11 protein-coding genes are annotated in these 10,119 nt (G+C 58.7%); 5 read left to right on the forward strand and 6 right to left on the reverse strand.

Annotated elements, in window-relative coordinates; genetic code table 11:
- Positions 1 to 20: 20 nt before the first annotated feature.
- Together ssuD and msuE are read right to left on the reverse strand one after the other, a co-directional pair.
- Positions 21 to 1,166, reverse strand: a complete 1,146-nt coding sequence (gene ssuD / locus EJA70_RS21520) for an FMNH2-dependent alkanesulfonate monooxygenase (RefSeq protein WP_008079343.1) — start codon at positions 1,164 to 1,166, stop codon at positions 21 to 23.
- A gap of 10 nt (positions 1,167 to 1,176) precedes the next feature.
- Complete coding sequence (gene msuE / locus EJA70_RS21525; protein ID WP_008079345.1) at positions 1,177 to 1,740, reverse strand: FMN reductase; 564 nt, start codon at positions 1,738 to 1,740, stop codon at positions 1,177 to 1,179.
- 390 nt (positions 1,741 to 2,130) lie between these two features.
- Here msuE and EJA70_RS21530 point away from each other — a divergent pair, with 390 nt between their 5' ends.
- The 4 genes from EJA70_RS21530 (at position 2,131) to EJA70_RS21545 (ending at position 6,340) form a co-directional block, all read left to right on the forward strand.
- Positions 2,131 to 2,388 (forward strand): hypothetical protein, encoded by a 258-nt coding sequence (locus EJA70_RS21530; protein WP_158833349.1) that lies wholly within the window; start codon positions 2,131 to 2,133, stop codon positions 2,386 to 2,388.
- 101 nt (positions 2,389 to 2,489) lie between these two features.
- On the forward strand, positions 2,490 to 3,104 hold the full coding sequence (locus tag EJA70_RS21535) for a LysE family translocator (RefSeq protein ID WP_158833351.1): 615 nt from the start codon (positions 2,490 to 2,492) through the stop codon (positions 3,102 to 3,104).
- 205 nt (positions 3,105 to 3,309) lie between these two features.
- A complete protein-coding gene (locus EJA70_RS21540; protein ID WP_158833353.1) occupies positions 3,310 to 4,476 on the forward strand; it encodes an aminotransferase class V-fold PLP-dependent enzyme in 1,167 nt (388 codons plus the stop codon).
- Between the two features lie 55 nt (positions 4,477 to 4,531).
- Entirely contained in the window at positions 4,532 to 6,340 is a 1,809-nt protein-coding gene (locus EJA70_RS21545) for an aminopeptidase P family protein (RefSeq protein ID WP_158833355.1), read from the forward strand.
- 49 nt (positions 6,341 to 6,389) lie between these two features.
- Here the strand turns inward: EJA70_RS21545 and EJA70_RS21550 are convergent, their stop codons facing one another.
- Together EJA70_RS21550 and EJA70_RS21555 are read right to left on the reverse strand one after the other, a co-directional pair.
- A complete protein-coding gene (locus EJA70_RS21550) occupies positions 6,390 to 6,986 on the reverse strand; it encodes a 2-hydroxychromene-2-carboxylate isomerase (RefSeq protein ID WP_158833357.1) in 597 nt (198 codons plus the stop codon).
- 39 nt (positions 6,987 to 7,025) lie between these two features.
- Positions 7,026 to 7,754 carry an SDR family oxidoreductase gene (locus tag EJA70_RS21555; RefSeq protein ID WP_158833359.1) on the reverse strand — a complete coding sequence of 243 codons (729 nt, stop codon included), beginning with the start codon at positions 7,752 to 7,754 and terminating at the stop codon, positions 7,026 to 7,028.
- Positions 7,755 to 7,846: 92 nt separating this feature from the next.
- On the opposite strand from EJA70_RS21555, the gene EJA70_RS21560 reads away from it, so the two are divergent.
- Positions 7,847 to 8,410 carry a TetR/AcrR family transcriptional regulator gene (locus EJA70_RS21560; RefSeq protein ID WP_158833361.1) on the forward strand — a complete coding sequence of 188 codons (564 nt, stop codon included), beginning with the start codon at positions 7,847 to 7,849 and terminating at the stop codon, positions 8,408 to 8,410.
- Between the two features lies 1 nt (position 8,411).
- Here the strand turns inward: EJA70_RS21560 and EJA70_RS21565 are convergent, their stop codons facing one another.
- The gene (locus EJA70_RS21565; RefSeq protein WP_158833364.1) at positions 8,412 to 8,693 is read right to left on the reverse strand and encodes a hypothetical protein; all 282 of its coding nucleotides are present in this window, start codon (positions 8,691 to 8,693) and stop codon (positions 8,412 to 8,414) included.
- A gap of 168 nt (positions 8,694 to 8,861) precedes the next feature.
- Positions 8,862 to 9,749, reverse strand: a complete 888-nt coding sequence (rhtA, locus tag EJA70_RS21570; RefSeq protein ID WP_158833366.1) for a threonine/homoserine exporter RhtA — start codon at positions 9,747 to 9,749, stop codon at positions 8,862 to 8,864.
- Positions 9,750 to 10,119 lie beyond the last annotated feature (370 nt).

Raw genomic sequence — 10,119 nt, forward strand, 5'->3', positions numbered from 1 at the left:
AGCTCCTACAGGGGATTTGTTTATGCCGTGGCTTTTGTGGGGAGTACATCGTTGGCGATCATTTCGCCGAACGGTCCGGTCAGGTTGGTCACACCGCGCCCGGCCAGGCTTGCGTACGGTTCGGGCAGCAGCGGGAACACCAGTTCGGCAAAGCGGTAAGCCTCTTCGAGGTGCGGGTAGCCGGAGAAAATGAAGCTTTCGATGCCCAGGTCCGCGTACTCCTTGATCCGCGCCGCCACTTGTTGCGGATCGCCGACCAGTGCGGTGCCGGCACCGCCGCGCACCAGCCCGACTCCGGCCCACAGGTTGGGGGCGATTTCGAGGTTGTCGCGGCGGCCATCGTGCAACGCGGCCATGCGCCGCTGGCCTTCGGAATCAAATCGCGAGAACGACTTTTGTGCGGCCTCGATGGTTTCGTCGCTAATGTGCTCGATCAATTTGTCGGCGGCTTTCCACGCCTCTTCGGCGGTCTCACGCACGATCACGTGCAGGCGAATGCCGAATTTCACCGTGCGCCCGTGCCGTGCCGCGCGCTCGCGCACGTCGGCGAGTTTTTCCGCGACGGCGGCCGGTGGCTCACCCCAGGTCAGATAGACATCGACCTGTTCGGCCGCCAAGTCATGCGCAGCGTCAGACGAGCCGCCGAAGTACAGCGGCGGATAAGGCTTCTGCACGGGCGGGTAGAGCGCTTTGGCGTTCTGCACTTTCAGGTGTTTACCCTCGAAATCCACCGATTCGCCCTGCAATACGCGGCGCCAGATTTTCAGGAATTCATCGGTGACTTCGTAGCGTTCGCTGTGGCTGAGGAAGCTGCCGTCGCCACGGTTTTCATCCGGATCGCCACCGGTCACGACGTTGATCAACAAGCGGCCGTTGGACAATCGGTCCAGCGTCGCAGCCATACGCGCCGAAACCGTCGGCGAAATAATCCCCGGACGAATCGCCACCAGGTACCGCAAGCGTTCCGTCAAAGGCACCAGCGCTGAGGCAATCACCCACGAGTCTTCGCAGGAGCGTCCGGTGGGAATCAGCACACCGTGATAACCGAGGCTGTCGGCGGCCTGCGCCACTTGTTTCAGATAATTGAGGGTGACCGGGCGCGCGCCTTGGGTGGTGCCCAGGTAGTGACCGTCGCCGTGGGTCGGCAAGAACCAGAAAACATCCATGAACAGCTCCTTAAGCGATCTTCAGCAACGGTTTGATCTGGCTGGCGAACAGCGGCGCGGCGCGCTCAGCGGCCAGACGGATGCGCGCTTTCAGCGCTTCGCTAGTGATTTGGTAATCAGCAAAATCGGCTTCGGTGGCGTACACGCCAATCGGCAACGTCATCGCCTGGAAGAAACTCAACAGCGGTCGCAACTGGTGATCGAGCACCAGCGCATGGCGTTCGCTGCCACCGGTGGCGGCGAGTAGCACCGGGGTGTCGATCAAGGCATTGAGGTCGATCAGGTCGAACAAGTGCTTGAGCAGGCCCGGATAGGAACCGCGATAAACCGGTGCGGCGACGATCAGCAAATCGGCCTGTTCGATGGCTTGCAACTCGGCCTCGACCTCAGCGCTCAGTTCCTGACGCGAGAGGGCGCCGCCCAGCGCACGGGCGATGTCGCCGAGTTCGATCAGGTGGCTCTCGATCGGTAAATGTCCGCCCAGTTCGGACAGCAGGGCTTGGGTCAGCACCAGCGTACGGGATGGACGCCAGGTACCGCCGGACACAGCGACGACTTTCAGGGGACGCGACATGATCAGTTCCTTTTTCAACAGTTGCTCAGCGAGCAGTGAGTAAGTCACCAGGCTTGAGCAAGCGCTGTACCAATTCCTGTGGGGCCCGGTTTACGGGGCTTTGCGCATTGCGCGGGGGAGCAGCTGTGCAGATTTAAGGATGCTTTGTTGAACCACTGTTGCCTGGGCAACAGTTGCTGGAGCAACAGTGATGAGCGCATGAGAGGGAGTTATAAAGGCTTGCTGTTATTCCGTAAAATATTGTTATTGGATATTTATATATCTTTAGAGAATATAAAAAAAGCGGCCGCGGAAAACCTGATAGCCACTATCGAAAGCGTTGATTTCTGCGCGAGCGTGCCCGGGCGTAGCCTTTCTCCATCGACCCACACTGCTCGCCAGGACGCTCCCATGAATCATTTACTGACTGTTTCGCTGATGCTCGCTGTTTCCGTACTCGCCGGTTGTGCCGGTCATGTTTCCCCGGAACTGCGGCCCTATACCGCCGAAGAATCCCAGGAGCTGGCGATGGAGACGTTGAACCGTAGCGGTCTGTCGTTCGACGAATACCACGCCAAAAAAGCCCGATTGCTCGGTCAGACACAGTTCGACAAAAAAGCTGAAATGAGCGCTGAGCGTGCCGTACAGCTGCACGGTCGCCCAAGCTGATAACAAACTGTACTGCCAGAAGTTTTACCCAACTGTCCGTGGGTTTGCCGGGCGGCGTGGGATAGGGTCAACACCTGAATGACCCTGATGGATTGTCTGCCATGACCCTTTCGCTTGATTTGTTGCTGGGCTTTGCCCTGTTCGCCCTCGTCACCTCGATCACACCGGGGCCCAACAACACCATGTTGCTGGCATCTGGGGTGAACTTCGGCTTTAACCGAACCATTCCGCATATGCTCGGGATCACCTGCGGCTTCTTCGTATTGGTTGTGGCGGTGGGTTTCGGCCTCGGTGCGGTGTTCCAGAATTATCCGATGCTTTACACGGTGCTGCGTTACGTCGGCGCGGCGTATCTGTTGTATCTGGCGTGGAAAATCGCCCACTCGGGGCCGGTCGGCGACAGCGCGCAGGGCGAAGCGAAACCGATCAGCTATCTCGGCGCTGCGGCGTTTCAGTGGGTCAATCCGAAAGCGTGGATCATGGCCATCGGTGCTATCAGCACTTACACGCCAATGCAGGGTTATTTCACCAATGTGCTGGTGATCGCCGCGGTGTTCGCCATCATCAACCTGCCGAGTGTCGGCCTCTGGGCAGCCTGCGGCACCTTGCTGCGCAATGTCCTGAAGGAGCCGCGCTGGTTGCGCGTGTTCAACTGGGGCATGGCGGTGTTGTTGGTGATTTCGCTGTATCCGTTACTTCTCGAAAGCTTTAGCTGATGCATTGCTTCAACCGCCGGGCCGATGCCTGTTAAGCTCGACTTCAGGAGCGTTCCTACGCACTTTTAAATGAAGTTGTTCTTCTTTAACGGCATCCGATCAGGTATTGATGACGCTCTCGAACCGACGCGCAGCTCACAAGGCTGCGCGGTGCCGTTTGCAGACACGAGCCTCCTGATCCCGGAACACGCTCTGCGAGTCTTTTATGAACACACGTCCGTTGTATTTCGATTACGCCGCCACCACCCCGGTGGACGAGCGGGTCATCCAGGTGATGATCGAATGTCTGGGGTTTCACGGTAACTTCGGCAACCCGGCCTCCAGCTCCCACGCCTTCGGCCAGCAGGCCCGGCACACGGTCGAGCAGGCCCGCCGGCAAGTCGCCGAGCTGGTCGGCGCGAATGCCAAGCAGATTGTCTGGACCTCCGGTGCAACCGAGTCCAATAACCTCGCCCTCAAGGGTGTAGCGCAGGCACGCGGTGTGCCCGGCGGCCACATCATTACCAGCCAGATTGAACACAAGGCCATCCTCGATACCGCCCGCCAGTTGCAGGACGGCGGCATCGCCGTGACCTATCTGGTGCCGGACGCCGACGGGCTGATCACGCCGCAGGCGGTCAGCGAAGCGATGCGCGAGGACACCTTTCTGGTGTCACTGATGCTGGTTAACAACGAACTCGGTACGCTCAACGACATTCAGGCGATTGGCGAGGTGGTGCGCAGCCGCGAGGCGCTGTTTCATGTCGATGCGGCGCAAGGTGCCGGCAAAGTGGCCATTGATCTGGTGCAGTTGCCGGTCGACCTGATGTCGTTTTCGGCGCACAAACTCTACGGCCCCAAAGGTATTGGCGCGTTGTACGTCGGCCCGCGGGCGCAACAGCGTTTGCAGGCGCAGATTCACGGCGGCGGTCACGAAGGTGGATTGCGCTCCGGGACGCTGGCAACTCATCAGATTGCAGGAATGGGTTCGGCGTTTGCCTTGGCGGCTGCTGCGTTCAATGAGGAAAAAGCTTCGATCGTCGCGTTGCGCGATCGCTTGCTCGAACAACTGTCGAGCCTGCCGGGTGTGCGCCTGAATGGCAGCGCCAGCCAGCGCATTCCGCACACCTTGAGCCTGACTTTCAGCGAGGGCGAATTCAACAGCGCCGCGTTGAGTCATTCGATCGCGTTTTCCGCGACCTCGGCCTGCAACTCGGCGAGCAACGCGCCTTCCCACGTGCTGTTGGCACTCGGCCACGACGCGCATCTGGCCGGGCGCACCATTCGCCTGAGTCTCGGCCGTTTCACCACTGCCGAGGACATCGACAAGGCTTGCGAACTGATCAAGAGCGCCTGCGCCAGTGCTCCGGCATTCTGGGCGACAGGGCTTTAACCAGCCGTCCTGACGGCTACGAACAATAACGAATAAGTGATTAGCAGGAGACATGATGAGTACCCAGACCTTGACCGAAGGATCGGTGCCCCAGCGCCTGGCGCGCACCCGTGAACTGATGCGCCGTGAAGGTATTCATGCGTTGTTGGTGCCGTCCGCCGACCCGCATTTGTCGGAATATTTGCCGGGTTACTGGCAGGGCCGGCAGTGGCTGTCGGGTTTCCACGGTTCGGTCGGCACGTTGATTGTCACTGACGATTTCGCCGGGGTCTGGGCCGACAGTCGTTACTGGGAACAGGCAACCAAGGAGCTCAACGGCAGCGGCATCGAACTGGTCAAGTTGCAACCGGGCCAACCGAGCCCGCTGGACTGGCTGGCCGAACAGACGCCAGAAGGTGGCGTGGTCGCGGTGGACGGTGCGGTGATGGCCGTGGCATCGGCCCGCACGTTGAGCAGCAAACTGGAAGCGCGGGGCGCTCGTTTGCGTACCGACATCGATCTGCTGAATGAAGTCTGGAGTGATCGCCCGAGCCTGCCGAACGCAGCGATCTATCAGCATCAGCCGCCGCAAGCGACGGTCAGCCGTGGCGAAAAACTCGCCAGCTTGCGCAAAACCTTGCAGGAACGCGGCGCTGATTGGCATTTCATCGCGACCCTGGACGACATCGCCTGGCTGTTCAACTTGCGCGGCGGTGATGTGTCGTTCAACCCGGTATTTGTTTCGTTTGCGCTGATCAATCAACAGCAAGCGACTTTGTTCGTGGCGTTGAGCAAGGTTGATGAAGATTTGCGCGCGGTGCTGGAGAAGGATGGCGTGACGCTGCGTGATTACAGCGAAGTCGCAGAGGCCTTGCGTGCGGTACCGAGTGGCGAGAGCTTGCTGGTGGATCCGGCGCGGGTCACCCGTGGCCTGCTGGATAATCTCGACAGTGAAGTAACGCTGGTCGAAGGTCTGAACCCGACCACCTTGGCCAAGTCGCAAAAAAGTGAAGCGGATGCTCAGCACATCCGTCAGGCGATGGAGCAGGATGGTGCGGCGCTGTGCGAATTCTTCGCCTGGCTGGAATCGGCCTGGGGGCGCGAACGCATCACCGAGCTGACCATCGACGAAAAACTCACCGCAGCGCGTGAGCGTCGTCCGGATTATGTGTCGTTGAGTTTCAACACCATCGCTGCGTTCAACGCCAACGGCGCGATGCCGCACTATCACGCCACTGAAGAAGAACACGCGGTGATCGAAGGCGATGGCCTGCTGTTGATCGACTCGGGTGGCCAATACCTCGGCGGCACTACCGACATCACGCGGATGGTGCCGGTCGGTACGCCGACCGAAGAGCAGAAACGCGATTGCACTCGGGTGTTGAAGGGCGTGATTGCCCTGTCGCGAGCGCATTTCCCGAAAGGCATTCTGTCGCCGCTACTGGATGCCATCGCGCGAGCGCCGATCTGGGCGGATAACGTCGATTACGGTCACGGCACCGGTCACGGCGTTGGCTATTTCCTCAATGTTCACGAGGGCCCGCAGGTCATCGCCTATCAAGCAGCGCCGGCACCGCAGACCGCCATGCAGCCGGGGATGATCACTTCGATCGAACCGGGCACCTATCGCCCTGGGCGTTGGGGTGTGCGCATCGAGAACCTGGCGATGAATCGCGAGGCCGGTAGCAGCGAGTTTGGCGATTTCCTCAAGTTTGAAACCTTGACCCTCTGCCCGATCGACACGCGGTGCCTGTTGCCGGCGTTGCTGAGTCAGGAGGAGAAGCAGTGGTTCAATGCCTACCACGCGCAAGTGCGTGAGCGTTTGAGTCCATTGCTCAACGGCGCAGCGCTGGAGTGGCTGAATACCCGCACTGCCGCTATTTAAGCGATTGTCGCCCGGGCGCTGTTGCCAGCGCCCGGGTCGTGGCTTCGTTCTAGCTCTGGCGCAATGCCTGTTCGACGAAGTCGAGTCGATCCTGACCAAAGAACAACTGCTGGCCGACAAACATGCTGGGAGCGCCGAACACGCCACGTTTAACCGCTGTTTCGGTATTTTCCTTGAGCACGGCTTTGACTGATTCGTCATTGGCCAATGCCAGTACGGTCTGCGGGTCAAAACCTTGTTCAGTCAATACTGCCGCGACTGTCTCGGGTTCATCCAGGCTGCGTCCTTCAACCCAAAGGGCAGTGAACAGGCAATCGATAAAGGCCTGAAAGCGTTCTGGACGATGCAATTGAATGCCGGTGACCGCGCGCATCAACATCAACGTGTTGATCGGGAAGTGCGGATTGAACGTGAGCGGTACGTCATACCGCTTGGCGTAGCGGTCCAGATCCTCAAACATGTAGCGGCCCTTGGCCGGAATCATCGCCGGTGATGCGTTGCCGGTCGCTTTGAACACGCCCCCCAGCAGCATCGGAATGTAGATCAACTCGCTGCCGGTCTGTGCGCAGATTTTCGGCAGTTGGGTGTAGGCCAGATACGTGGCAGGGCTGCCGAGGTCGAAATAGAACTCCACGGTTTTTGTCATTATTGCTGCACTCTCTTTATTGTTATGCAGGGGGAGGGCTTACCAGCGTTCATTCCATGGACGCAGGTCCAGTTCGAACGTCCAGGCGTCACGTGGCTGGCTGTGCAGATACCAATAGTTTTCGGCGATGTGTTCAGGATTGAGAATACCGTCCTGATCCTTGGTGGCGTACTTCTCGGGAAAACTGTTGCGAATGAAGTCGGTATCGATGGCGCCGTCGACCACCACGTGGGCGACGTGGATGTTCATTGGGCCCAGCTCTCGCGCCATGCTTTGTGCCAAGGCGCGAATCCCGTGTTTGGCACCGGCAAACGCGGCGAACCCGGAGGCACCGCGAAGCCCGGCGGTGGCGCCGGTGAATAGAATCGTGCCGCGCTGACGGGCGACCATGCGCTTGGCCACTTCACGTGCATTGAGGAAACCCGAGAAACAGGCCATTTCCCAGATCTTGAAATATTTGCGCGCGGTTTCTTCGAGAATACTGCAGGGCACGTTGGCGCCAATGTTGAAGACAAACGCTTCAATCGGGCCGACGCGGGTTTCGATGTCTTCGATCAACGCGATAACGTCTTCTTCTTTGCGCGCGTCGCAGGCGAATCCATGCGCTTCGCCGCCGTCGGCCTGAATGGCCTCCACCAGCGGCTGTAACTTGTCGGCGCTGCGCCGCGTGACGCAGGCGATGAAGTCTTCTTTGGCAAAGCGCTTTGCAATCGCCCCGCCCGTGGCGTCGCCAGCGCCGACAACCAATACGACCTTCTTGTTATTCATGGGCAGATCCCTTTAGTAAACGATCGTTAAGTGAACGAACGTTATGCTAGGATTTCGACAACGTCAAGCGAGTCAATGTCGAGGCCAAACACATGCGTTACTCCGCCAGTCACAAGCTGGAAACCCGCGAGAAGTTGCTCGAAAGCAGTGCTTTGTCGGCCAAGCGATCCGGTTTTTCCACCGTTGGTGTGGATGGTTTGATGAAGGCGATCGGTCTGAGTGGCGCGGCGTTCTACAGCCATTTTTCGTCAAAGGACGCGCTGTTCACGGCCATTGTCGAGCGGGAGTTGGGTCAGAGTCTGGAACGCTTGGGTGGGCAGGGCGTGCAGGATCGCCAGCGCCTGGAGCGTTGCCTCAAACACTATCTGAGCATGGCCCATGTCGAACAGCCTGAGGCGGGGTGTGCGTTGCCGGCGTTGGGCGCAGAAATTGCCCGGTCTGACCTGCAAGTGCGAGAGCAAGCCGAGCTGTGGATCTGTCGACTGCAGCAGAGTTGGGCGCAGATACTTGAGAATGACAGCCTGGCGTGGTCGGTCCTGTCCCAGTGTGTTGGTGCACTGGTCGTCGCACGCATGCTGGCCACGCCGGACATGCAGCGAGCGGTGCTTACGTCCAGCCATGAAGAGATTGGTCGTCAGATCGCCCAGCCGCACTGATCTATTTGCAGATGACGATCATGCTGCGGCTGGTATAGCCGGCAGGGTTGAGGCCAAACGGGTAGTCGCCGGGTTCTTCCACGGCGTCACCCGATTTGGCGATCACCTTGTAGCCCTTTGGCGCGCAGGAATTGGCAGCGCTGGCATAACACTTGTCCCAGGAGGACGAGAGCCCCGAGCAGTTGATGTGCAACCCTTTTTTTCCGCGTTTTACCTGAGTTTCCGAGGTCGCCGCACAACCTGCTACTGCCAGTATGGCGATCACTATCAAAATTCGTTTCATTACCGTCCTTATGGCAGCCTCGAGTCTGACGTTCGGGTCTGCCTGCATTCGATCGCGCTTGAAGCGTTCTGAAATCCCTGTCCGAAAAAATCCATATCTGGCACTGAGTTAGACGCTTAAACATGGCCTAAATCAACGCCAATTGCCAGACCTTCGTCAAATCCCGTTTCAATCTGCCGCAATCGCAGGCTTGGCGCTACTGCCCATGGTCAGCGTGGCTCCAACGGACGCCAGAATAATGCACAGAATCGCCATCCATTGTGACAGCGTGAGGTATTCCTGCAGAAACAACAGACCGGACAAGGCGCCGAACGCGGGTTCGATACTCATCAGTGTGCCGAAGGTTCGTGCGGGCAGGCGAGTGAGGGCGACCATTTCCAGTGTGTAGGGCAGGGCGGTGGACAGGATGGCGACGCCAATGGCGATCGGGATCAACGAAGGTGTCAGCAGTGCGGCACCGGCGTGGACGATGCCGATGGGCGCAACGAACAGCGCTGCGATCATGACGCCCAATGCGGCGGTCGTGACGCCGTTGTCAGCGCCGGCTTTCTGGCCGAACAGAATATAGAGCGCCCAGCAAACACCTGCTCCCAATGCATACCCGGCCCCGACCAGGTCGATTCCCGCGGTTGTCGCACCTGTAGGTATAAGAAGCAACAGGCCCGCTGCGGCCAGGGCTATCCATAGAAAGTCGATGGCTCGGCGGGAGGCATAAATAGCAACGGCCAGCGGGCCGGTGAATTCGAGGGCGACAGCAATGCCCAGCGGTACCGTACGCAAAGACATATAGAAGAGAAAGTTCATGCCGCCCAGGGCCATGCCGTAAACGATCACTGTGCGCAGCGACTTGGCGGTGAGCCTGGCTCGCCATGGGCGCAGCAGCAACAGCATGATCACGCTGGCGAAGATCAGCCGCAACGTGGTTGTCCCCTGTGCGCCGATCACCGGGAACATGCTTTTCGCCAGGGAAGCGCCGGACTGGATCGATGCCATGGCTATTAATAGCAGGCCAACCGGGAACAGCGTTGAGGCAAGAGTGCGAGGTTGGTCAGTCATTGCGAGGCATCGTCCAAGGTCAGAACAGGCATTTTATTGATTGTTGGGCAATATACTGCGCATTCGGCGCATTGGCGTCTATATATAAGCAGGCTTTTTGCGTGCGTTGATAGAAAACCTGAATTAGGGGTTGACGGCAGATTTCAGATGTCTATAATTCGCCCCACTTCCGGCGCAGTCGAAACGGAAAACTCCTTGAGATTCAATGAGTTATGCAGGTTTCGGCAGCAGGTGCTTCAGTTCATCGAAGCCAGAAAGAAGTTGAAAAAGAGGTGTTGACAGCAGCGTGTAACGCTGTAGAATTCGCCTCCCGCTGACGAGAGATCTGAAGCGCAAGTGGTTGAAGTTGTTGAAGAATTCTTCGAAAACT

The organism is Pseudomonas sp. PB103 (genome assembly GCF_009764635.1).
Lineage (GTDB): Bacteria > Pseudomonadota > Gammaproteobacteria > Pseudomonadales > Pseudomonadaceae > Aquipseudomonas.

What these genes read in the sequence shown, in the direction of transcription:
- ssuD (WP_008079343.1), bottom strand. Translation starts at nt 1,166, where the DNA reads ATGGATGTTTTCTGGTTCTTGCCGACCCACGGCGACGGTCACTACCTG.
- EJA70_RS21540 (WP_158833353.1), top strand. Translation starts at nt 3,310, where the DNA reads ATGAACACACGTCCGTTGTATTTCGATTACGCCGCCACCACCCCGGTG.
- msuE (WP_008079345.1), bottom strand. Translation starts at nt 1,740, where the DNA reads ATGTCGCGTCCCCTGAAAGTCGTCGCTGTGTCCGGCGGTACCTGGCGT.
- EJA70_RS21535 (WP_158833351.1), top strand. Translation starts at nt 2,490, where the DNA reads ATGACCCTTTCGCTTGATTTGTTGCTGGGCTTTGCCCTGTTCGCCCTC.
- rhtA (WP_158833366.1), bottom strand. Translation starts at nt 9,749, where the DNA reads ATGACTGACCAACCTCGCACTCTTGCCTCAACGCTGTTCCCGGTTGGC.
- EJA70_RS21565 (WP_158833364.1), bottom strand. Translation starts at nt 8,693, where the DNA reads ATGAAACGAATTTTGATAGTGATCGCCATACTGGCAGTAGCAGGTTGT.
- EJA70_RS21545 (WP_158833355.1), top strand. Translation starts at nt 4,532, where the DNA reads ATGAGTACCCAGACCTTGACCGAAGGATCGGTGCCCCAGCGCCTGGCG.
- EJA70_RS21550 (WP_158833357.1), bottom strand. Translation starts at nt 6,986, where the DNA reads ATGACAAAAACCGTGGAGTTCTATTTCGACCTCGGCAGCCCTGCCACG.
- EJA70_RS21560 (WP_158833361.1), top strand. Translation starts at nt 7,847, where the DNA reads ATGCGTTACTCCGCCAGTCACAAGCTGGAAACCCGCGAGAAGTTGCTC.
- EJA70_RS21555 (WP_158833359.1), bottom strand. Translation starts at nt 7,754, where the DNA reads ATGAATAACAAGAAGGTCGTATTGGTTGTCGGCGCTGGCGACGCCACG.
- EJA70_RS21530 (WP_158833349.1), top strand. Translation starts at nt 2,131, where the DNA reads ATGAATCATTTACTGACTGTTTCGCTGATGCTCGCTGTTTCCGTACTC.